Origin of the sequence: Planococcus rifietoensis (assembly GCF_001465795.2) — a bacterium.
In the GTDB taxonomy this organism is placed as follows: domain Bacteria; phylum Bacillota; class Bacilli; order Bacillales_A; family Planococcaceae; genus Planococcus; species Planococcus rifietoensis.
Genome location: NZ_CP013659.2, coordinates 920,194 through 940,597, shown reverse-complemented (window position 1 = coordinate 940,597; position 20,404 = coordinate 920,194). Strand labels below are relative to the sequence as shown.

Sequence of the window (20,404 nt, the reverse complement as noted above, 5' to 3'; positions counted from 1 at the left end):
AGTAAAATCTAATCGATTTAGGAGGAACCAATTATGAAAGCACGTGAACAATGGACGTCCAAGATCGGTTTCATACTCGCAGCAGCCGGCAGTGCAATCGGCCTCGGGGCGATCTGGAAGTTCCCATACGAAACCGGAGCGAACGGGGGCAGCGTGTTTATTTTGCTGTTCATCCTGAGCACTGTCTTGATCGGCTTGCCGATTTTGCTTGCTGAATTCGTTATCGGGCGCCGCGGACAGGCAGATGCTGTCAGCGGACTCAAAAAACAAGCACCCGGAAAGCCGTGGTATTTGATCGGCTGGTCCGGATTTATTTTTTCTTTCTTGATCCTTTCCTTTTACAGTGTAGTCGGCGGCTGGGTGCTATCATATCTCGTACGCGCCGTTACCTTGCAATTGTCGGGGCTAGGCGATGCAGATTTTGCCGAGTTGTTCGGCGGCATTATCAGCAATCCATGGGAAGTGCTGATCGCTCAAGCAGCGTTCATGGGACTAACCATCTGGATCGTCCAAGGCGGCATCAAGGCCGGCATTGAACGCGCCAGCAAAATCATGATGCCAGCCTTGCTCATCTTCTTCGTCATCTTGATGATCCGTTCGTTGACACTTGACGGGGCAATGGAAGGCGTCCGCTTTATGTTCGTGCCTGACTGGTCGTTCTTCAATTTCGAAACGGCACTTGTCGCTCTCGGGCAAGCGTTCTTCTCCTTGAGCGTCGGCGTCGCCGGAATGATCACTTATGCATCTTACCTTAAGAAATCCGAGAATTTGACGCGATCAGCTGTAAGCGTGGTGACTCTAAACATCGTCATTTCCATCATGGCTGGATTGATTATCTTCCCTGCAGTATTCGCACTTGATTACTTGCCGGATCAGGGGCCAGGCCTTGTCTTCATTATCTTGCCGGCCATTTTTGACCAATTGTTCATGGGGCAATTCCTGATCATCATTTTCTTCATCCTCTTATTGTTCGCGACTTTGACTTCATCCATTTCGATGCTTGAGATCACCGTCTCAATCGCCGTGAAGAACAAATACGACCGCCGCCGCCGTTTGGCATTCATTATCGGCTTGGCGATCTTTGTAGTCGGCATCCCAAGCGCCCTATCGTTCGGCGTCATGAGCGAGCCCGTTTTCTTCGGCTATACGTTCTTTGACTTCGTGGATATCTTGACGAGCCGCATCGGCTTGCCGCTCGGAGCATTGTTCATCTCCCTGTTTGCGGGATATGTCCTGAGCAATAAAGATGCGCACGATGAATTGACACAGCAAAAGACATGGGTCGAAGTATGGCGTGTCCTAGTCCGCTACGTCGCACCGGCCGCTATCATCATCGTCTTTATCAACGGCATGATCGATATCTTCACCTGATTCCATTGTTCGAAAAATGCCACAACTCTTTATGTAAGAAAACACTCCCGCGTGGTATGATAGAGCTAGAAGGAAGTCTTTAAGAAAAGGAGTGTATGACTTTGAAAAAAGATTTGCACACCCAATTGAAAATGCTGCGGGAAGAACGCAATTTGTCGCTCGATGACTTGTCTTTAAAGACACGCATCGGCACAGCGCGCCTTGAATCCTATGAAAGCGGCGAAGAAGTACCGTCCGTCCAAACGATCCTTGTGCTATCAAATGCACTCGAAGTACCTGCTTCCAACTTGCTTGACGGATTGGAAACTACAAAATAAAAAAGCTTCGGCAATGTGCCGGAGCTTTTTTATTTCGGCTTTTTTCAAATGATGTGTTTTGCTTCATACTTTACGGCCAATAGCTTATAGGAAACTTCCACACATTTCTCAAGCGGAATCCATTGCTTGAAGCTTGATTCGTATATGCCTTGGATCGCTTTCGCTAAATCTGATGGATGGTCGATATCGTGCAGCCTGTCGATGACATCATTCGCTTCTGTGTGGTACTCGCCAGTGCCGACAGAAAATGGGTCCCACCCTTCCATAATCCTCAGCGCTCTTTTATCCATGTCCACCGTATCCATTCGTTTTCACCTATCATTCCTGTATCGTTAACAGCTATAATATCATAGAAACCAAAAAGAAATGAGGAGATTGCTTTGAATTTGTTCGAACAAACACATGACAGGCGGGACAGCCGTTCGGTGAAATGGGGGCGGATGGAGTCAGTCTATGGAATCCAGGATGCATCCGGTATATTGCCGATGTGGGTTGCGGATATGGACTTTCCGGCTCCGCCTCCAGTGACTGACGCTTTGCGAGAACGATTGGAACATCCGATTTTCGGTTATTCATACATATGCGAAGAATGTAAAACAGCAGCCGCGGACTGGCTGGAAAAGCGGCATGGCTTAATCGTCCAAACGGATTGGATGCTGTTTCATCAAGGGGTTATCCCGGCCATGGCCAGCATCATCGATGTCTTTACTGAAGTAGGCGATTCAGTGCTGGTGACGCCGCCTGTCTATCCGCCATTTTTCTCCATCCCTAGAAATCTTGGACGCGGGGTCCTGTACTCCGAATTGACAGAGCAAGACGGCGAGTACACCATCGACTGGGCTGATTTCGAAGCCAAGCTTGAAAAAGCACGGTTGTTCATTTTGTGTAATCCGCATAACCCCGGAGGCAAATTATGGACACCTGCTGAATTGGAGAACATCGTCCAGTTGTGCACACGCCATGATGTGTTGATTCTTTCGGATGAAATCCACAGTGACTTAATCCATGCTGGGGAAACCCATACCCCTCTCCTGTCGGTTGCCGGCAGCGAGCGAAACCGCATCTTCACGTGCATCGCCCCGACAAAAACGTTTAACCTGGCAGGAATTCAAGCGGCGATGATCGTTTCTCCCGATTCCGATAAACGCTCTCGTTTGGAACAGCATATGCAAGCACATGGCACCGGCTCTTTGAATGCATTTGCGCCTGTTGCATGGAAAGCCGCATACGAACAAGGTGAACCGTGGCTGAATGAATTGCTCGAAGTGTTAGCACACCATATCGATTATGCGGTGGAACGGCTCGAAGGCGAATTGCCTGGCTTGAAGATCCGCAGACCGCAATCGACATATTTATTGTGGATCGATTACCGGGCGCTCGGTTTCACCGAAGACGAAGTGATGAAACGCCTGCTTGAAAAAGGCAAAGTGGCGCTTGAACCGGGATCGAAATACGGTGAAGCCGGCCGCGGTTTCTTGCGAATGAATATCGCGTGCCCAACACAGACCTTAGAAGATGGTGTCAGCCGAGTCATCCGCGCACTCCGTTGATATGTTTGGAAAAAAGAAAAAAGCTATCGCCCGCTGCGATAGCTTTTTCTTATTGCTCGATGATGTCGATCGATTCGATGACGATGTCTTCAAGCGGTTTATCATTTGCGCCTTTTTCGACAGCTGCGATTTTGTCGACGACATCCATGCCTTCATCGACCTGCCCGAAGACTGTATGCATCCCGTCAAGCCAAGGCGTTCCGCCCATTTCTTCGTAAGCTGCCGTGATTTCTTCCGGGTAATCAGAGGCACTTCCTTCTTTTATTTCTTTTGCCTGCACGATAAAGAACTGGCTGCCGTTCGTTCCCGGCCCAGCATTTGCCATCGACAAAGCGCCGCGGAAATTGAATAGCCGGTCGCTGAATTCATCTTCGAAAGGCTCACCGTAAATGCTTTCGCCCCCGCCTCCTGTGCCGGTCGGGTCACCGGTCTGCAACATGAAGTCTTCTATGACGCGGTGGAAAATAACGCCGTCATAATAACCAGATTCGGCATGCCCCAGGAAATTCTCTACCGCTTTTGGCGCGATTTCCGGGAATAGCCGGATGCGGATCGTGCCTTCTGATGTATTCATATCCACAACCGTTTCTTCCGTTATACCTGGTTCAAGCTGCGGATAGCCTTGCAATTCTTCTGTTGGAGCAGGCTCCGTGCTGCCTGTCTCTTGTTGTTCTCCTGAGCTCCCGCAAGCTGCTAACGTAACGACAGAGAACAGTAGCATTACTGACCATAAAGTTTTTTTCATTTCGTTTCACCCCGCTTTATTCTAGCATAGAATAATTCAGAATACAGTGGTAATTTATTCTGCTTTTTTCGGGTAACGAACTATTATATAATATAGGTAGAGTTTTGGTTTTTAGAAAGAAGGGGTTCCAACTGGATACTCAAAAAAGAAATTTCTATATCATCATGTTTACCAATTTCCTGGTCGCCGGCAGCACGACGATGATTATGCCGTTTTTGTCGCTGTACATCGAATCACTCGGCAATTTTTCGGATGAATATGTGCAGCGCTGGTCAGGGCTGGTATTTGGCGTGACCTTTGTTGCCGCGTTGTTCATGTCGCCGGTATGGGGACGCATCGCCGACAAATACGGCTTTAAGCCGATCCTAATTATCAATGGCTTCGGGATTGCCACGAGCATCTTTTTGATGGGGACGGCCGATTCCGTACTCGGATTGTTCATGATCCGCTTGTTCATGGGGGTCGTTACGGGATTCATCCCGACTTCCCTTGCTTTCGTCAGTTCCCAAACGTCCAAGGAGACAGCCGGCAAGACGCTCGGCACGCTTCAAATGGGCAGTGTATCAGGCACCTTGTTCGGCCCGGTGATCGGCGGCTTAATGGCGGATGCGTTCGGTTTCACATACACCTTCCTCATCACAGCCACCATCATTGGCATCGCCGCATTGTTTGTCGTCTTCGGGCTGAAAGAAATCCGCAAGCCGAAACGAAAAGGTGCCCATGTCTATGCGCGCAGCACCGTGATTCACGGCATCTTGCACCACCGTTTGCTGCTGAATGTCATGATCATCACAGCTTTGATTCAAATCGGCAATTTCAGCATCCAGCCCTTATTGTCTTTATATGTGGCGGAATTGACGGAAGGCACTGCACAAGTAGCCTTTCTCGCAGGCGTCACTTTCAGTGCGACAGGCGTCGGCAATTTGCTGTTCGCTAGGCTCTGGGGGCGGCTCGGGGATTCGGTCGGCTATGAGAAGATCCTCGGCTTGCTGTTGCTGCTGGCGTTTGTGTTCATCATCCCACAAGCCTTTGTCACCGAGCTTTGGCAGCTGATCGTTCTGCGCTTGTTCTTTGGGGTAGCGGTCGGCGGCATGATTCCGACAACGACTGCCCTGATGCGCCGCGAAGCACCAATCGATATCCAAGGCGAAGTGATGGGCTATAACACCAGCTTCCGCTTTCTCGGGAATATCGTCGGGCCGATGTTCGGCGGCATCGTCAGTGGGTTTATCGGAATTTCTTCCGTCTTCGTTGTAACCGGATCATTATTCGTTTTCGCCTTCGTTTTCCTCTGGTATACAAAAAAACAACCGGACCAGGATTTCGAAGATGTACTCTTGGAACAAGAGCTGAAACACTCCTAACATCTTCCAAAAAAACACTTGTTGGATAGAGAGTCCTTCTTTCAGCAAGTGTTTTTTGTGTACACTTTTTAAATTCGCAATATTCTGTTTATAGAGTTTCTTCCTATTACAAAATACATGAAATCTTTACGCTCTTCCTCCTAGCTGCAAGGGTGTACGGTGCAAAACCGCTCTGAATGCGTTATACTTTTTAATTAGAAACTCATCACGTACCACTTTGGAAGGAGGATTCATTTGTCTCTTGTATTTCTGATTTTCATACCGATCCTTGCAGCGCTGTTTATTCCGCTGCTATTCAAACGACTCGGCCAGATTCACACAGGCTGGTTCGTTTTGCTGGTTCCGGCAGCGTTGTTCTTATACTATGCTACCCGCCTTCCCTCAGTCATGGAAGGTGGCACTTACGTATCCGAACTTTCCTGGATCCCTTCCCTCGATATCGCCTTTGTCGCGTATCTCGATGGGTTGAGTTTACTGTTTACCTTGCTGATCACCGGAATCGGCGCACTCGTTGTGCTGTACTCAATTTTTTATTTGGACAAGCACCGCGAACAATTACATAACTTCTATGTGTATCTATTGATCTTCATGAGCGCCATGCTTGGTGTCGTGCAATCGGATCATTTGATCACATTGTACTTGTTCTGGGAATTGACTTCGATTTCCTCATTCTTGCTGATCGCTTATTGGTATACACGCGACCGCTCCAGATTCGGGGCATTGAAGTCAATGATGATCACCGTCTTCGGCGGCTTGATGATGCTTGGGGGATTTGTGTTGCTCAGCATCATGGGTGGCACTTATTCAATCCGCGAATTGATCGCCCAGGCTCCGGAACTTGCACAGCACGATTTCTTCATCTGGGCATTGGTTCTTGTGCTGCTCGGTGCATTTACGAAATCAGCACAGTTTCCATTTTATATCTGGTTGCCGGACGCGATGGAAGCGCCGACACCAGTCAGTGCTTATCTCCACTCCGCAACGATGGTCAAAGCCGGCATTTATTTGGTCGCCCGCTTGACCCCTGTGTTCGCCTTATCTGAAGTGTGGATGTGGCTCGTCGCCGGCGTCGGGTTGTTCACGATGGTATGGGCATCGTTCTTTGCCTTGAAGCAAACGGACTTGAAAGGGATCTTGGCCTTCTCGACCGTCTCACAGCTCGGGCTGATCATGTCCTTGCTCGGTGTCGCCGCTGCCGCTTATCACGTGGAAGGCGCTGCCGATAGTTATCTGAAATATGCAGCATTTGCAGCGATCTTCCATTTGATCAACCACGCAACCTTCAAAGGAAGCTTGTTCATGATCGCGGGCATCGTCGACCATGAAACAGGGACACGCGATATCCGGAAACTCGGTGGTTTGATGAGTTTGATGCCGGTCAGTTTCACGGTCGCATTGATCGGCTCCTTGTCGATGGCAGGCCTCCCGCCTTTCAACGGCTTCCTCAGTAAAGAGATGTTCTTGACGGCGATGCTATCGCTGCAGGAATTCAATATGTTTTCAATGGACGTCTGGTGGGTGTTGTTCCCGATTATCGCTTGGATCGGTTCGGTCTTCACGTTCATCTACAGCTTGTATTTTGTGTTCCATACTTTTGCCGGCAAACATCAGCCGGAGCAATTGCCGAAAAAAGCGCATGAAGCACCGATCGGCATGCTTATTTCACCGGTCTTTCTTGCCGCGCTGGTCGTATTGATTTTCTTCATCCCAAACTTGATCGGCGATTGGCTCGTCAAGCCTGCCGTTGCCGCGATTCAGCCGTTCCTTTATGATTCACCGCAGAATGTGGACATCCACGTTTCCGCGTGGCACGGCTTCAATACCGAATTGTTCATGACACTGGGCATTTTCGCAATTGGTGGCTTGATGTTCTGGACGCTGCGCAAATGGCAGCACCTATACGATTTGTATCCGGATGCCATTTCACTGAACCGCCTTTACGACGAAATGATGCTGCTCAGTGACGGAGGAGCCAACCGCTTCTCCCGCATTTATATGACAGGTTTTATCCGTTCGTACCTCGTCTATATGTTCAGCTTCATGACGTTCATCGTTTTGCTGACCTTGTTCTTGAACGAAGCGTTCCAGATCGACTTCAGCAATTTGGCGCCAATTGGCGTCTACGAAATTGTCATCCTGCTGGCATTGGTCGGTGCGACCTTGACGATTCTTGGCTCCAAGTCGCGCTTGACCGCGATTATCGCACTCGGGGCAGTCGGCTACTCGGTGGCATTGTTATTCGTCATCTTCCGCGCGCCTGACTTGGCGTTGACGCAACTCGTCATCGAAACCATTTCGGTCGCCTTGTTCTTGCTGGCGTTCTATCACTTGCCTCAAATCAGCCGCAAGGAAGAGCGCATGAAGTTCCGTTTTGGCAATGCACTCGTCGCACTTGGCGTCGGCGTCACAATGACCTTGGTCGCTTTATCGGCCCATTCACAAAAAGCTATGCCTTCGATTTCTGAATTCTACAAAGAAACCGTTTATAAAGAAGCGGGCGGCGGGAATATCGTCAACGTCATTCTCGTCGATTACCGCGGATTTGATACCTTGTTCGAGATTGCCGTACTCGGCATTGCGGGCATCGGGATTATTACGATGATCCGCCTTCGCCTCACGAAAAAGGAGGGTCAGCATGAGAACAAATGATGTCATGCTTCAAACCGCCACGAAAGTGGTGACCTTCATCATCTTGATGTTTGCTGTCCATATTTTCTTCGCCGGCCACTATACGCCGGGTGGCGGGTTTGTCGGCGGATTGTTGACCGCCAGCGCTATCGTCTTGTTGATGCTTGCGTTCGACATCCCGACCATCAAGAAGATTTTGCCGATCAATTACGTTGTGCTGTCCGCTGTCGGCTTGTTGATTGCCATCGCAACCGCCAGCGCATCGATCGTTTTTGATGTCCCATTCTTCACACATGCCTATGATTATTTCGATTTGCCACTGTTCGGCGAAACATCCCTGCACTCGGCATTGTTATTTGATATAGGCGTCTATTTGGTTGTTGTAGGAGTAACGATGACCATTATTCAAACGATTGGAGAGGATGAATAATGGAAATAGTCATGTCGGTTGCCATCGGCTTATTGTTAATGGCGGCTGTATATTTAATGCTATCTAAAAGTTTGATCCGCATCATTATCGGCACAGGCCTCCTGAGCCACGGCGCACATTTGCTGCTGCTGACAATGGGCGGCCTCGGCGGCACAGCGCCCCCGGTTGTGGCTGATGGCGTAACGGTTGGCGATTACGCCGATCCCCTGCCCCAGGCACTGATTCTGACAGCGATCGTCATTTCGTTTGCAGTCACGTCATTTTTCCTGGTGCTCGCCTACCGCGCCTATCAGGAACTTGGCACAGACAATATGGAGCTATTGAGAGGTACAGAAGATTATGAGTAATTTGCTTTTGTTCCCCGTAGTGATTCCATTGATTTTTGCCGCCATTTTGATGCTGTTCCCGAAAAAACTGCACATGCAGCGCACAGTGGCCATTGCCGGTGTTGTTGCGACACTCGCCTCTGCGCTAATTTTATTCTCGAAAGTTAACAGTGACGGCGTTCAAGCCGTCACGCTCGGCAGCTGGCCTGCCCCGTTCGGCATTTCCATGGTTTCTGATATGTTCTCAGTGCTATTGGTACTAAGCTCAACCATCGTCACGCTATTCGTGCTGTTCTACAGCATCCCGACGATCGGCGTGAAGCGCGAGCAGTCGTTCTACTATCCAGCTGTCCTGTTCTTGATGACCGGAGTCAACGGAGCCTTTACAACAGGCGATATTTTCAACTTATTCGTCTTCATCGAAGTGCTGTTGATGGCTTCCTATGCATTGATCGTCCACGGCGGCGAAAAGCCGCAGCTGCGCGAATCAATTAAGTATTTGCTCGTGAACATCATTTCATCGGCATTGTTCGTTTCGGCGGTCGCTTACCTTTACTCCGTTACCGGTACGCTCAATATGGCCGACTTGGCTGTCAAGATCCCACAGATCGAAGCAGTCGGCATCCTGACGGTCATCGCCGTCTTGTTCCTGGTCGTCTTCGGTTTCAAAGCGGCGATTTTCCCGCTTTACTTCTGGCTGCCAGGTTCCTATTTTGCACCGCCCATGGCGATTCTTGCCTTGTTTGGCGCCTTGCTGACGAAAGTCGGCGTCTACGCCATCATGAGAACCTACACACTGTTCTTCACGATGAATACCGGTTTTACCCACGAACTGCTGGCGATCATTGCGATTTTGACGATCCTCGCAGGCTGCGTCGGGGCGCTTGCGTATTTTGATGTAAAAAAGATCATCATCTACAACATCATCATTGCGGTTGGCGTCATCTTGTTCGGTATTTCGCAAATGAACGCAGCAGGTGTCGAAGGCTCCATTTTCTATTTGGTGCACGACATGCTCATTAAAGCAGCGCTGTTCCTTCTAGTGGGCATCTTGACCGTCATTTTCGGCACCAGCGATTTGCGCAAGATGGGTGGTTTGATCAAAAGCTATCCGCTCTTTGGCTGGACCTTCCTGGTCGCGGCATTCGGCCTGGCCGGCATACCCCCGCTCAGTGGCTTCCCGGGCAAATTGCTGATCGTCCAAGGCGGTTTTGAAGGCACCCATTTCTGGGGCAGCCTCGTGATCCTGGCGACTAGCTTGCTCGTGTTGCTAAGTGTTGTCCGGATCTTCATCTATGCATTCTGGGGAGAACCGGTGAAGATTGTCACGATCGACCGGAAGCATTATCTATCGATGTTCGTCCCGACAGCTATACTCGTCGCCTTGACTGTATTCCTCGGCGCCGGTGCGGAACTCTTCATGCCGTTCATTTCGGACGCAGGTGAAGTGCTGCTGAATCCATCGCTCTATATTGACGCGGTATTAAAGGAGTAGGTCAATATGTCTTTACAAGTTCTATTGAATTTTTTCCTGGCGCTCGTCTGGATGTTCATGACCGTGTCGTTCACTCCTTCCGGATTCGTCATCGGCTTTTTGATCGGCCTCGGCATCATCGTCCTGATGCGTCGGTTTTTCTCAAAACGCTTGTACATTCTTCGTGTCTGGGCGTTGATCTCACTGTTCCTGTTGTTCCTTCGTGAACTTTTCATGTCGAGCATACAAGTTCTTTCCATCGTCATCCGTCCGAATATGAACATCAAACCGGCCATTTTTGAAATGGAAACGGAACTCAGCGACGACTGGCAAATTACTTTGCTGTCAGCGCTCATTACATTAACGCCAGGCACTTTGGTCATCGGCATTTCTGAAGACCAAAAACGCCTGTATATCCATGCCTTGGATTTTGAAGACATCGATTCGGCCGTGTCATCCATCAAGAATACATTTGAACGGGCCATACTGGAGGTGAGCCGGTCATGATTATGTTTTATTGGATTGCCTTGATGATTGTCAGCTTTTCTTTTGCTGGCCTCTTATTCCGTCTCGTTAAAGGCCCGACGGTAGCAGACCGCGTCGTCGCCCTTGATTCGATCGGTGTGACGCTCGTGTCGATCGTCGCTTTATTGTCCTTGATCATTGAGACGGAGTTTTTCCTGGAGGTCATTCTATTGATGAGCATCCTGTCCTTTATTGGAACGGCCGCCTTTGCGAAATTCCTGGAGAGAGGGGAGATTTTCGATCGAGATCCTCGTTGATATCCTAATCATCCTTTTAATCGGCACTGGCGTCCTGTTCAGCGCCGTCACCGCACTCGGGCTCATCAGGCTGCCGGATGTCTACACACGGACACACGCAGCCTCTAAGAGCTCGACACTCGGTGTGTTATCCATCCTGCTCGGAACGTTCGTCCATTTTTGGTTTAATGAAGGCATCTTCAATACGCAGATGGTCATCGCCATCGCCTTCCTGTTCATCACGCAGCCGGTTGCCGGACATTTGATCGGTCGCGCCGCTTATATGACAGGCATCAAAGTCGCGGAAGAAACCGTACGTGACGATATGGGCCCTGCAATTGAAAAGCGCAAGAACAACCAGCAGGAAGAACTTGAAAACGAATAAAAAAAACGCAGCCAAATTGGCTGCGTTTTTTTTATTCCTTATTCCCCAACTTTTCCACCAATAACGCCAGTGTTCTTACCATAGCGCCAGTGCCTCCAGCAGGGCCCAAGTCATGCGCCGTATCAGCATGCGAAGTTCCGGCGATATCTAGGTGGATCCAGGGCGTGTCGCCGACGAACTCGCCGACAAAGCCGCCGCCGAAGATCATATGGCCGTCGCGCCCGGGTGAATTGTTCAAATCGGCGACATCGCTTTTGCGCAGCCGCTTTTTGTCGCTTTCAGTGAGCGGCAATTGCCAAACGAACTCACCCGTTTTCTTCGAGACGTCCAGCAATTTGCCGTAAAACGCGTCATCGTTCGTCAACGCGCCCGTTTTGTCTTTGCCGAGCGCAACGATGACGCCACCTGTCAACGTCGCCACATCCACCACCTGGCTTGCACCGAGCTGCTTGGCATACGTGACGGCATCCGCCAATACCAAGCGCCCTTCTGCATCAGTATTGAGGATTTCAATGGTCTTGCCGCTCATCGATGTGATGACATCGTCCGGCTTGAAGGCATTGCCTGATACCATATTGTCCGTGGAGGCAATGACAGCCACTACGTCCTTATCCGGCTTTAGTTCGCCGATGACACGCATTGCACCCAGCACAGCTGCTGCACCGCCCATGTCCCCTTTCATGCCGACGATGCCGTCTTTCGGCTTGAGGGAATAGCCGCCCGTGTCGAACGTGATACCTTTGCCGACAAGTGCAAGCGGTGCTTCGAAACTGTCAGTCGCTTTGTATTTCATGACGATGAGACGCGGTTCTTCGACAGAGCCTTGGTTGACTGCAAGCAGCGCGCCCATGCCAAGCTCTTCGATTTCGCTGCGCCCAAGGATATCCGTTTCAAATCCGTAAGCTTCGCTGAGCTCTTGTGCATATTCAGCCATCGCTGTGGGCGTCAGGATATTCGCCGGCATATTGACGAGCGTTCTTGCTTCATTGACTGCCTCCGCATGGACTGTGCCGACAAAAGCCGCCTGGCGGATGGGATCTGATGGCTGCTCTGTCAGAAAGCTCAGCGATTCCACGCGGTGATCCACTTCATTGGAATTCGTTTTGTAATCAGCAAAGCGGTATGCGCCCATTTGGATGCCTTCAGCCGCTAGGTGCGCGACTTGTTCGCCAGTCACTTCCCCATTTTCGAAAGAAGCCGTATAGATGGCGGCATGGCGAATTTTTTCTTTGACCAACTGTTTTCCGGCAATGCCGAATGAACGGCGCAACTCATCTTCCGTCAGTTTCTTGCGATCGCCGATCCCGACAAATAACACGCGCGGGATATCGCCTTTTAAAGTAGGATAAATGCTCAACGAGTTCGAGTCGAATGACAAGCCGCGTTTGATCCAATCGGCAAGACGCCCGTCAAAGCGCTTCTCCAAACCTTTCCAGCCTTCCGCATTTTCGGGATGGCGGCTCAAGCCGACGATTAGAAGCTCTGCTTCATTGTGTTCTGTGGGGTTCAATACATTGATTTCCATTAGTATCCTCCTTTTAACTGCATATTTAGTGTAACATTACTTCGGCTTCCGGAATAGCTTGATAAAGCGCGTACCGCCATAGGCATATGATATACTTTCTGTACGGAATTTAAGTGGAAGGGGCTGCTTGCCAAATGGAACTCTTATCCAATACGCCATTAATGATTGCGTTGTTTGCGATTTTTTTCGCCCAATTCGTTAAAATTCCCATTCAATACGCAGTGACCCGTGAATTGAATTGGGGGCTTTTCACATCGACTGGCGGCATGCCAAGTTCTCATTCTGCCGCGGTAACCTCCCTGACAACCGCAGTCGCCTATGAGGCAGGCATTTCATCCACAGTATTCGCGGTATCCGCCTTGTTTGCGGTGATCACGATGTATGACGCGACAGGAGTGCGTTTTCAGGCTGGACAACAGGCATTGACAATCAATCGCTTGCGCCAGGATTTGAATAATTTCATGGAAGAAACCCGTAAATGGCCTTCGAAAAAAGAGGAAGAGAAAATCGAGGAGCTCAAAACACTGCTCGGCCATAAACCGAGTGAAGTGTTCATGGGGGCGCTGACAGGAATCGCGCTGTCCGTCGTCTTCTACAGCATGCTCTAGAAAAAAAGCCGGACCACAAATTGCGGACCGGCTTTTCTTTTTCTATAAACGGCATCAAAACATTTGATACCCCATCTTGCGCAATATTTTCATGACGATTCCAGAAGTGACTGCGCCGAGGAAACCGGCCGTCAGTACGGCAATATCGCTGCCCGTCAACGAACGGATGGTTTCCCCGAGCATCGAAAAGGACTCGCCTGGGGCGGTAAAGTAATCAAACACGCCGACATCATCAATGACGAGCAATATGACAACCGGATACACGACCGCCATCAGCCACGTCATGCGCAGCAGCATGTTCAGCAAAAAGCCGATGCCGAAAAACATCACGTAAAAAAGCAGGATGGAAATGATCAATTGGACAATGGTAAATGAACTGTTCATGGACTCTAACCTCCGTTATTCCTTTCCTCAGTTTACCCGAAAGACAAAGCCCTTTCAATGTGGAGGAACAGTATTCATGACTTTGTCACAGAAGCCTTGTCCATATAAAAAAGAGCAGCTGTTGCAGCTGCTCTTTCGTGTTTTCACAGTTTATTTATTTTTCCCGGATCCTGAACAGCAGGAGCACGTTTCGGAGCCGCCCAACCGTAGTTGGAAATATCCTTGGCCCGCGCAGTATGGGCAATGGGTTGCAGTTGTTCTTTTTTTGAAGACTGTCATTCGAAACACCTCCTCTGTTGTTTTTAATATTCTGATAATTGGTAATATATCACGTATCGCAAATCGCTGCAAATAAAAAAGAGCGTTTGTAAACGGATACAAACGCCTTTATCTCCATTATTCTCTTTTATTCTTTATCATACTATCTTTTTCTAAATTATCTGTTAATTAGGTTCTAGTATTTATGGCGGAAAAATAGTTTATAGTCTGTGTAGCCAAAAATATGCCCAGGGTCGACGTCTTCGATCGGTTCAAACCCTTCCTCTACTATGTATGAAGCCATTTCATGGAGCATGACCGAGGCATCTTGATCTTCCGACAAGTCTTCCGGAGAGCGCCATGCAGCTTCGTAAAGTTCTTCTTGCTGCGCTATGACGGGTTGTTCGTTTTCAAGCGGACGCAACAGAAATACCGCCATATTGTCGCTGATTCTCCCCTTGATCACTCCCGAGCGGAAACCGATCATGCCAAGCACCGTACAGTCGATCCCGGTCTCTTCTTTCACTTCCCTCAAGGCTGCTTGGTCGACTGTTTCATCTTTTTCAACAAATCCTGCTGGCAACGACCATTTTCCATGAAGCCCGCCGTAGCGCTTCTTGACGACGAGCCATTCGTTCCGTTGGTTAACGACTAGCCCGGCAGCACCGAGCCAGACATCTCCCCTTTTGTTTCTCGACATGGCTTCCACTCCTTATCGCGATGTGAAAAAAAGCCCCCCGCGCTGGGAGGCTTTCATTTTTATAGTACCTTGAATTTACCTTTTTTCAAGACCAATCCAGGGCCACCGATCATGTACAATGCACGGTTGTCGATCATTTTCTTCATGAATGATGCGCGTTTGCCTGTCACTTTCTTACCGAAGACAACACCAATCGCATCTTCATCGCCAAGTGAGCAGACTGTTCCTTTCAAATCAGGAACAAACTCTTCTGTCGTCCCGTCGCCAGCAAGCGCTTTGATGTTTTTCGCAATGCGCTCGCCTTGCTGCATCGCAATTTGTGCAGTTGGCGGGTACGGGCGGTTTGTTTCTTCGTTGATCATCAATGCGCAGTCACCGACGATGAATACATCGGAATAACCTGGCGCACGCATGTCTTTTTCGACTTTAATGCGCGCACGCATGCTTTCGATGGATGTTTCTTCAATCAAGCGGTTTCCGCGGACGCCTGCTGCCCAAACGACTGTGCCGGCATAGATGAATTCGAACTCATCATCATTTTTCTTAATCTTTACGCCTTCAGGAGTCGCTTCGACGACTGGCGTTCCGATAGAGAATTCAATGCCTTTCGCTTGAAGATGGCCGACTGCATAGTCTACCAATTCCGGATCGAATCCTGGCAAGACCATCGGTGCAGCTTCTACACAGATGACGCGTACTTTTTCACGTGGCACGTCATACTCTTTGCAAAGTTCCGGCACGCGATTTGCCAGTTCCCCAAGGAATTCGATTCCTGTGAATCCAGCTCCGCCGACAACAATCGTCAAACGGCTGTCGTTCTTCACTTCTTCAGTAGACCATGTCGCAAATTGGAATTCGATGTGCTCGCGGATGTAACGCGCAGCTTTTACATTGGCAATCGACAACGCATATGTGTCGAGGCCTTCGATTCCGAAAGTTTCCCCTTCAAAGCCAAGGCCGATAACAAGGTAATCGTACGTGAATTCCCCATTGTCAGTCGAAACTTTCTTGCTGTCTACGTCGATGCCTTCGACAGTGGCTTGAACAAAGTTCACCTTGCCAGTATCGATGACGTCTGCAATATCGTAGCGCACTTGTTCCGGAAGCAATGTTCCTGCTGCCGCTTCATGGAGCCACGTGCTTTCGTAATGATATTCGTTTTTGTTGATGAGCGTAATGTCCGCAGCGTCTGTCCCAAATTCTTTTTGCAGATTCACTACAGTAGTCAATCCACCGTAGCCTGCACCTAATACTAATATTGACGGTCTTTTCAACACAATCGCAACCACCTTCAAGTCATTTTATGTACCGGAAATAATGAAACAGATTCCAGTAAACACCTATCCTCTATATTAGCCCTTTTGCAAATGCTTTTCAACAGTTGAATGCCCTTACACGAGATGCGCAACAAAATCGAAAATTAAAAAAACCCGCTTTTGTCACAAAGCGGGTTTTTCATTAGCAGTTTTCAGGAGTCCCTGCTTTTTTCGCGGTTCGGAAACTTGTTCCGCAGCCACATGAAGCGATAGCGTTCGGGTTATCAATGGTGAATCCGCCGCCCATCAAGGATTGCTTGTAATCCACTATAGTCCCTTGTAAAATCGGCGCATCTTCTTTATTGATTAAAATGCGAATGCCGTGCTGTTCGTATTGATCGTCTGTTTCTGCCACTTCCGGCTCGAAACCCATGCCATATGTCAGGCCGCTGCAGCCGCCGCCTTTTACAGCCACGCGCAGATAAGAACCTTCCTCTTCGTTATGGCGCATCATTTCCTTCACTTGGAAAGAAGCGGCTTCTGTAATTTCTACAACTTGTGTCATCTACGTTCACCCTTTCTTTTCCATTTTACCGCCTGTCTGATAGCGGACATAAAAAGGGACCTGCAAAAGGCCCCTGGACATTAAAAGACTTGTTCCACTTCAACGACGCCAGGAACTTCCTCGACAAGCGCGCGTTCAATGCCCGCTTTCAATGTGATTGTTGAACTTGGGCAGCTGCCGCAAGCACCGAGTAAGCGGAGCTTCACGATACCGTCCTCTACATCCACCAATTCACAGTCTCCCCCGTCGCGCAAAAGGAATGGCCGTAATTTATCTAAGACTTCCATTACTTGATCTTCCATCATAGCTTCAGTCATTTCTATCGACTCCTTTCATTACAATCATTATAATGTGAATAAGCATAAAAAGCCAATAATGAATTTCCAGGAGGCCAATATCCATGACAAAAATCCCGAACATCGAAGTTTACGGAACCGACCAGATCTGCGCCAGCTGTGTAAATGCTCCGTCGTCCAAGGATACCTATGAATGGCTCGAGGCAGCCATCTCGAGAAAATACAAAGATCAGCCATTTTCAATAAGCTATATCGATATTGAGAAACCACTGCAAGATGCCAAGCAGCAAGAGTATGCGGAGCGCATCTTAGAAGATGAGTTTTTCTACCCGCTCGTGCTGATCGAAGGCGAAGTGGTCGGTGAAGGCTATATTCAATTGAAGCCAGTCTACCGGGAGCTCGAGAAACACGGCTTTGCCGCTGCTGAATAAATAAAAAAAGCGCTCCGGGGAGCGCTTTCTTCTAGAGTGTTGAAGAAGTCTATAATCCGCTATGAATGAAAAAGGAAATCACCATTTCTACATTCAAAAATCAATGTGCTATCTGAGTATTTGGAGAAGCGTTCGCTCGACTCCTGTGGGATTAGCGGGTTTGAGAGACCCCGCAGACCGCGATAGCGGGTGAGGAGGCTCGATTCCCGCCCCACGGAAAGCGAGCGATAAGCTTCGGAAAATACGGCTTTTTAACTTTCTCGACAGCCTGAAAAAAAGCGCTCCGGGGAGCGCTTTTTTCTTTACCCATTATGCCATTTGTACATCCACAAGACGCCCGATTTCATCAAACGCGCAATGCGTCCGGTAACGGTGCGGTCTGCGAGGTAGGCAAAGCCTTGCTTTTTCCCGAGCGAGCCGAGGAAACCTTTCAGCTTGATCTCAGGCATCGTTTCAGGCAATGCCTCACCTTTCCATTTCATGCGCAGCACTTTGACAATCTGTTCAGCTTGTTCTTCTGCCAACTGTGCAGAGGGTGCCATTGGCAATGCGGCACAATCGCCCACGACATAAACATTCTCGTCGTTCGGCAATTGGTGGTATTGATTGATGATGACGCGCCCGCTGCTGTCGCTTTCCAAATTCAAGTCGCGTACCGGTTTAACTGGCTGAATGCCTGCCGTCCAGACGACAGCATCGACCGGAATCGTTTCTTCGTGGTTATGAAGAAGGTTCGGCTCCACTTTTGTGATGTTCGAATTGGACACGACATCAACATTATTATTATCGAACCATTTCTTGACGAAATTGCTGAGCCGCTCCGGGAAGTCGCGCAAAATTCTCGGGCTGCGGTCAAACAGCTTGATTTGCAGATCTTTGCGGCTTTCGCGCAGTTCACTGGCAAGTTCGATGCCGCTAAGCCCTGCACCGACAACGCCGACTGTGGCTCCTGATTTCAATCCAAGCAAGGCTTCATAAGTTTTCCGCGAGTTGCCGATGGTTTGGATGCTGTACGTAAATTCATCCGCTCCAGGAACGCCGTGGTATTTGTCGATGCAACCAAGCCCGATGACCAATTCATCATAGGCGATGCGCTGGCCGTCTTCCAAAAAGATACACTTTTCCTCCAGGTCGATTTCCCGAATTTCACCATTGACGATTTTCAGGCGTTCATGCTCCGGAAATGGGACGCGCACCTCGTGGTCGGATTCGGTACCTGCAGCGAGTGCGTAAAATTCTGTTTTCATGCTGTGAAAAGGTGTTCGGTCAATGAGAATAATTTCCATATCCTGCGGGAAATTATTCGGCAAGAGTCGAAGCAAAACCCGCATATTGCCATAGCCGCCACCTAGTAAGACTAATTTCTTCATATAATTCTCCTTTAGCCCGTCATTCTGCTCTTGATTCCAAATATGAGTATAGCTGATTGTGATAACTTTCACAATCCTTTCCCGGCAAAATCAAATAATTGACGGTTGCACGGAAACACGGTAGGATTTCCTAGTAGTGAGGTGAGCTGGAATGAACCCGATAATTGAATTTTGCATGAGCAATCTCGCCAATGGTTCGGAAGAGTCTTTTGCAAAACTAGAGCAGGACCCGAATCTGGATGTACTCGAATATGGTTGTTTAAGCTATTGCAGCCAATGTGCCGAATCCTTGTTTGCACTTGTAAACGGTGAAATTGTGGAGGCGGACACCCCTGAAGAGCTAACCAAGAAAATATATGAGTTCATAGAAGAAAACCCATTGTTTTAAGCCGCCTTTTGGACGGCTTTTTTTATTGCTCCCAAAAACTAAGGTTTTCCAATAAATGTGTTGCAGGGTGGTCTTTTTGCATCACGGTATCCATCGGTGTCACGCCGGTATTGACGTGCACCGTGTCGATTCCAAAGCGGATCCCTGCCTGTATATCGGTATCGTAATTATCCCCGATCATCACCATGTCCTCTTTTTCGAATCCCCATTCGTGCTGTATGGCTTCGAGCATATGGATTTCCGGCTTGCCGATAAATACAGGATCGACATCTGTCGCTTTTGACACGACCGCTGTTATCGCCCCGTTGCCCGGCAGAAATCCTTCTTCCGAAGGAAATGCCAAGTCTTGGTTAGTCGACAAGAACACAGCTCCACTTTGCACTTCAAGGCAAGCGCGCGATAGTTTCTCGTAAGTAATCTGTGGATCAAGCCCCATCAAGACGATATCTGCCTGTTTCTCGACGCACGCGATCCCTTCCGCATCAAGCGCTTCCTTCAAACCATCCGAACCGATCAGGTATACCGTGCGGCCTGGGTACCAGCGCTTGATGTATTTTGCCGCCGCAACCGCTGAAGACATAATGCGCGACTTGTCGGCATTGACACCGACTCTTTTCAACTTTTCATGCAATTGCCCCTGTGTTTTGGAGGCATTGTTCGTGACATAAAATGCTTCGATGCCCTGTTGTTGCAAACGGCTGACAAATTCGGCAGCTTCCTGAACCGGCGCCTCGCCACGATATACAGTGCCATCAAGATCCAGGCAATACGCCTTATAGCGCTTAATCTTTTCCATTTTCGTTCTCCGGAATGAACGCAGAGACCGGCCCGAGTTCATGTTCAAGATAATGAGCCACCTTAGGGCCAAATTGTTTCAGGCTATCCAAATGCGCATCCATAACGCGTGTAATTTCTGCATGGTCGACCGCAATGAATTCACGTACAAGCATCTTGCGCAGGCCAACCAGCTCTTTCAAAGGCTGGTCCATTTCTTCGGTGATCACTTTTTCATCCACCAGGATATCGATGATATCTTCGTAACTACCCGGATCGCGCATAATAAAACCATCGATCATCGAATTCCCGACATCGATCACCGCTTCAATCGCCCCGAGTGCGAGACGCTCCAAAGCCAATTGGTCCTTCAACGAATCCCACTGGCCGTTCTCTTCATATAAAGCGATAAGCGCATCCATATACGTGATGGCTTCCTTGATTTTTCCGCGGTCAATAAAATACATAATGAGTCCCTCCATTTTGCTGTTGCTCGCT

Annotated in this window: 25 protein-coding genes and 1 pseudogene; 14 read left to right on the top strand and 12 right to left on the bottom strand. The window is 49.1% G+C overall.

Going from position 1 to position 20,404, the window contains the following annotated elements:
- Window positions 1-33 precede the first annotated feature (33 nt).
- Together AUC31_RS04505 and AUC31_RS04500 are read left to right on the top strand one after the other, a co-directional pair.
- Entirely contained in the window at window positions 34-1,371 is a 1,338-nt protein-coding gene (locus AUC31_RS04505; protein WP_058381178.1) for a sodium-dependent transporter, read from the top strand.
- Window positions 1,372-1,472: 101 nt separating this feature from the next.
- Window positions 1,473-1,688, top strand: coding sequence for a helix-turn-helix domain-containing protein (locus AUC31_RS04500; RefSeq protein WP_171900955.1), 216 nt, complete (start codon window positions 1,473-1,475; stop codon window positions 1,686-1,688).
- Window positions 1,689-1,732: 44 nt separating this feature from the next.
- Here the strand turns inward: AUC31_RS04500 and AUC31_RS04495 are convergent, their stop codons facing one another.
- Window positions 1,733-1,993 (bottom strand): DUF1871 family protein, encoded by a 261-nt coding sequence (locus AUC31_RS04495; RefSeq protein WP_058381180.1) that lies wholly within the window; start codon window positions 1,991-1,993, stop codon window positions 1,733-1,735.
- Between the two features lie 75 nt (window positions 1,994-2,068).
- Here AUC31_RS04495 and AUC31_RS04490 point away from each other — a divergent pair, with 75 nt between their 5' ends.
- Entirely contained in the window at window positions 2,069-3,238 is a 1,170-nt protein-coding gene (locus AUC31_RS04490; protein WP_058381181.1) for a MalY/PatB family protein, read from the top strand.
- Between the two features lie 49 nt (window positions 3,239-3,287).
- Here the strand turns inward: AUC31_RS04490 and AUC31_RS04485 are convergent, their stop codons facing one another.
- Window positions 3,288-3,983 (bottom strand): peptidylprolyl isomerase, encoded by a 696-nt coding sequence (locus AUC31_RS04485; RefSeq protein ID WP_058381182.1) that lies wholly within the window; start codon window positions 3,981-3,983, stop codon window positions 3,288-3,290.
- Window positions 3,984-4,114: 131 nt separating this feature from the next.
- Between AUC31_RS04485 and AUC31_RS04480 the strand changes: the two genes are divergently transcribed.
- From AUC31_RS04480 to mnhG, 8 genes are all read left to right on the top strand, one after another.
- Window positions 4,115-5,347, top strand: a complete 1,233-nt coding sequence (locus AUC31_RS04480; RefSeq protein WP_058383663.1) for an MFS transporter — start codon at window positions 4,115-4,117, stop codon at window positions 5,345-5,347.
- 234 nt (window positions 5,348-5,581) lie between these two features.
- Complete coding sequence (locus AUC31_RS04475; protein WP_058381183.1) at window positions 5,582-7,996, top strand: Na+/H+ antiporter subunit A; 2,415 nt, start codon at window positions 5,582-5,584, stop codon at window positions 7,994-7,996.
- A complete protein-coding gene (locus AUC31_RS04470; RefSeq protein WP_058381184.1) occupies window positions 7,983-8,405 on the top strand; it encodes a Na(+)/H(+) antiporter subunit B in 423 nt (140 codons plus the stop codon). Before AUC31_RS04475 ends, AUC31_RS04470 begins: the two co-directional genes overlap by 14 nt.
- Window positions 8,405-8,752: a Na(+)/H(+) antiporter subunit C gene (locus tag AUC31_RS04465; protein ID WP_058381185.1), complete on the top strand. Its 348-nt coding sequence runs from the start codon at window positions 8,405-8,407 to the stop codon at window positions 8,750-8,752. Before AUC31_RS04470 ends, AUC31_RS04465 begins: the two co-directional genes overlap by 1 nt.
- The gene (locus AUC31_RS04460; protein ID WP_058381186.1) at window positions 8,745-10,226 is read left to right on the top strand and encodes a Na+/H+ antiporter subunit D; all 1,482 of its coding nucleotides are present in this window, start codon (window positions 8,745-8,747) and stop codon (window positions 10,224-10,226) included. The genes AUC31_RS04465 and AUC31_RS04460 overlap by 8 nt, the downstream gene beginning before the upstream one ends.
- Window positions 10,227-10,232: 6 nt before the next feature.
- Entirely contained in the window at window positions 10,233-10,712 is a 480-nt protein-coding gene (locus tag AUC31_RS04455) for a Na+/H+ antiporter subunit E (RefSeq protein ID WP_058381187.1), read from the top strand.
- Entirely contained in the window at window positions 10,709-10,987 is a 279-nt protein-coding gene (locus tag AUC31_RS04450) for a Na(+)/H(+) antiporter subunit F1 (RefSeq protein WP_058381188.1), read from the top strand. Before AUC31_RS04455 ends, AUC31_RS04450 begins: the two co-directional genes overlap by 4 nt.
- Window positions 10,938-11,351 carry a monovalent cation/H(+) antiporter subunit G gene (gene mnhG / locus AUC31_RS04445; protein WP_237150705.1) on the top strand — a complete coding sequence of 138 codons (414 nt, stop codon included), beginning with the start codon at window positions 10,938-10,940 and terminating at the stop codon, window positions 11,349-11,351. Before AUC31_RS04450 ends, mnhG begins: the two co-directional genes overlap by 50 nt.
- A gap of 31 nt (window positions 11,352-11,382) precedes the next feature.
- On the opposite strand, the gene AUC31_RS04440 is transcribed toward mnhG, so the two are convergent.
- Complete coding sequence (locus AUC31_RS04440) at window positions 11,383-12,876, bottom strand: leucyl aminopeptidase (RefSeq protein WP_058381189.1); 1,494 nt, start codon at window positions 12,874-12,876, stop codon at window positions 11,383-11,385.
- Window positions 12,877-13,010: 134 nt separating this feature from the next.
- Here AUC31_RS04440 and AUC31_RS04435 point away from each other — a divergent pair, with 134 nt between their 5' ends.
- Window positions 13,011-13,484: a divergent PAP2 family protein gene (locus AUC31_RS04435; protein WP_058381190.1), complete on the top strand. Its 474-nt coding sequence runs from the start codon at window positions 13,011-13,013 to the stop codon at window positions 13,482-13,484.
- 54 nt (window positions 13,485-13,538) lie between these two features.
- Here the strand turns inward: AUC31_RS04435 and AUC31_RS04430 are convergent, their stop codons facing one another.
- From AUC31_RS04430 to AUC31_RS04405, 6 genes and pseudogenes are all read right to left on the bottom strand, one after another.
- On the bottom strand, window positions 13,539-13,868 hold the full coding sequence (locus AUC31_RS04430) for a YuiB family protein (protein ID WP_058381191.1): 330 nt from the start codon (window positions 13,866-13,868) through the stop codon (window positions 13,539-13,541).
- Window positions 13,869-14,018: 150 nt separating this feature from the next.
- Window positions 14,019-14,147: a YuiA family protein gene (locus AUC31_RS17850; protein ID WP_167456537.1), complete on the bottom strand. Its 129-nt coding sequence runs from the start codon at window positions 14,145-14,147 to the stop codon at window positions 14,019-14,021.
- 175 nt (window positions 14,148-14,322) lie between these two features.
- The gene (locus AUC31_RS04420) at window positions 14,323-14,826 is read right to left on the bottom strand and encodes an NUDIX domain-containing protein (protein WP_058381193.1); all 504 of its coding nucleotides are present in this window, start codon (window positions 14,824-14,826) and stop codon (window positions 14,323-14,325) included.
- A 59-nt stretch (window positions 14,827-14,885) separates the two neighbouring features.
- Complete coding sequence (locus AUC31_RS04415; RefSeq protein WP_058383665.1) at window positions 14,886-16,100, bottom strand: NAD(P)/FAD-dependent oxidoreductase; 1,215 nt, start codon at window positions 16,098-16,100, stop codon at window positions 14,886-14,888.
- A 184-nt stretch (window positions 16,101-16,284) separates the two neighbouring features.
- Entirely contained in the window at window positions 16,285-16,647 is a 363-nt protein-coding gene (locus AUC31_RS04410) for a HesB/IscA family protein (protein WP_058381194.1), read from the bottom strand.
- A gap of 80 nt (window positions 16,648-16,727) precedes the next feature.
- A pseudogene (locus AUC31_RS04405) lies at window positions 16,728-17,089 on the bottom strand (NifU family protein).
- Between AUC31_RS04405 and AUC31_RS04400 the strand changes: the two are divergent.
- A complete protein-coding gene (locus AUC31_RS04400) occupies window positions 17,048-17,374 on the top strand; it encodes a YuzD family protein (protein ID WP_058381196.1) in 327 nt (108 codons plus the stop codon). The pseudogene AUC31_RS04405 and the gene AUC31_RS04400 overlap by 42 nt on opposite strands.
- A 302-nt stretch (window positions 17,375-17,676) precedes the next feature.
- Here the strand turns inward: AUC31_RS04400 and AUC31_RS04395 are convergent, their stop codons facing one another.
- Window positions 17,677-18,744 carry an NAD(P)/FAD-dependent oxidoreductase gene (locus AUC31_RS04395; RefSeq protein ID WP_058381197.1) on the bottom strand — a complete coding sequence of 356 codons (1,068 nt, stop codon included), beginning with the start codon at window positions 18,742-18,744 and terminating at the stop codon, window positions 17,677-17,679.
- Window positions 18,745-18,895: 151 nt separating this feature from the next.
- Between AUC31_RS04395 and AUC31_RS04390 the strand changes: the two genes are divergently transcribed.
- Window positions 18,896-19,132, top strand: coding sequence for a YuzB family protein (locus AUC31_RS04390; RefSeq protein ID WP_058381198.1), 237 nt, complete (start codon window positions 18,896-18,898; stop codon window positions 19,130-19,132).
- A gap of 22 nt (window positions 19,133-19,154) precedes the next feature.
- On the opposite strand, the gene AUC31_RS04385 is transcribed toward AUC31_RS04390, so the two are convergent.
- Both AUC31_RS04385 and hepT read right to left on the bottom strand, forming a co-directional pair.
- On the bottom strand, window positions 19,155-19,928 hold the full coding sequence (locus AUC31_RS04385) for a TIGR01457 family HAD-type hydrolase (protein WP_083509121.1): 774 nt from the start codon (window positions 19,926-19,928) through the stop codon (window positions 19,155-19,157).
- Window positions 19,915-20,373, bottom strand: coding sequence for a type VII toxin-antitoxin system HepT family RNase toxin (gene hepT / locus AUC31_RS04380; protein WP_058381199.1), 459 nt, complete (start codon window positions 20,371-20,373; stop codon window positions 19,915-19,917). Before hepT ends, AUC31_RS04385 begins: the two co-directional genes overlap by 14 nt.
- Window positions 20,374-20,404: the final 31 nt, after the last annotated feature.

Excerpts from the sequence above, each read along its gene's own strand:
- AUC31_RS04505 (WP_058381178.1), top strand. The coding sequence starts at position 34 with ATGAAAGCACGTGAACAATGGACGTCCAAGATCGGTTTCATACTCGCA.
- AUC31_RS04495 (WP_058381180.1), bottom strand. The coding sequence starts at position 1,993 with ATGGATACGGTGGACATGGATAAAAGAGCGCTGAGGATTATGGAAGGG.
- AUC31_RS04485 (WP_058381182.1), bottom strand. The coding sequence starts at position 3,983 with ATGAAAAAAACTTTATGGTCAGTAATGCTACTGTTCTCTGTCGTTACG.
- AUC31_RS04470 (WP_058381184.1), top strand. The coding sequence starts at position 7,983 with ATGAGAACAAATGATGTCATGCTTCAAACCGCCACGAAAGTGGTGACC.
- AUC31_RS04465 (WP_058381185.1), top strand. The coding sequence starts at position 8,405 with ATGGAAATAGTCATGTCGGTTGCCATCGGCTTATTGTTAATGGCGGCT.
- AUC31_RS04460 (WP_058381186.1), top strand. The coding sequence starts at position 8,745 with ATGAGTAATTTGCTTTTGTTCCCCGTAGTGATTCCATTGATTTTTGCC.
- AUC31_RS04455 (WP_058381187.1), top strand. The coding sequence starts at position 10,233 with ATGTCTTTACAAGTTCTATTGAATTTTTTCCTGGCGCTCGTCTGGATG.
- AUC31_RS04450 (WP_058381188.1), top strand. The coding sequence starts at position 10,709 with ATGATTATGTTTTATTGGATTGCCTTGATGATTGTCAGCTTTTCTTTT.
- AUC31_RS04440 (WP_058381189.1), bottom strand. The coding sequence starts at position 12,876 with ATGGAAATCAATGTATTGAACCCCACAGAACACAATGAAGCAGAGCTT.
- AUC31_RS04435 (WP_058381190.1), top strand. The coding sequence starts at position 13,011 with ATGGAACTCTTATCCAATACGCCATTAATGATTGCGTTGTTTGCGATT.
- AUC31_RS04430 (WP_058381191.1), bottom strand. The coding sequence starts at position 13,868 with ATGAACAGTTCATTTACCATTGTCCAATTGATCATTTCCATCCTGCTT.
- AUC31_RS17850 (WP_167456537.1), bottom strand. The coding sequence starts at position 14,147 with ATGACAGTCTTCAAAAAAAGAACAACTGCAACCCATTGCCCATACTGC.
- AUC31_RS04420 (WP_058381193.1), bottom strand. The coding sequence starts at position 14,826 with ATGTCGAGAAACAAAAGGGGAGATGTCTGGCTCGGTGCTGCCGGGCTA.
- AUC31_RS04410 (WP_058381194.1), bottom strand. The coding sequence starts at position 16,647 with ATGACACAAGTTGTAGAAATTACAGAAGCCGCTTCTTTCCAAGTGAAG.
- AUC31_RS04400 (WP_058381196.1), top strand. The coding sequence starts at position 17,048 with ATGACAAAAATCCCGAACATCGAAGTTTACGGAACCGACCAGATCTGC.
- AUC31_RS04395 (WP_058381197.1), bottom strand. The coding sequence starts at position 18,744 with ATGAAGAAATTAGTCTTACTAGGTGGCGGCTATGGCAATATGCGGGTT.
- AUC31_RS04390 (WP_058381198.1), top strand. The coding sequence starts at position 18,896 with ATGAACCCGATAATTGAATTTTGCATGAGCAATCTCGCCAATGGTTCG.
- AUC31_RS04385 (WP_083509121.1), bottom strand. The coding sequence starts at position 19,928 with ATGGAAAAGATTAAGCGCTATAAGGCGTATTGCCTGGATCTTGATGGC.
- hepT (WP_058381199.1), bottom strand. The coding sequence starts at position 20,373 with ATGTATTTTATTGACCGCGGAAAAATCAAGGAAGCCATCACGTATATG.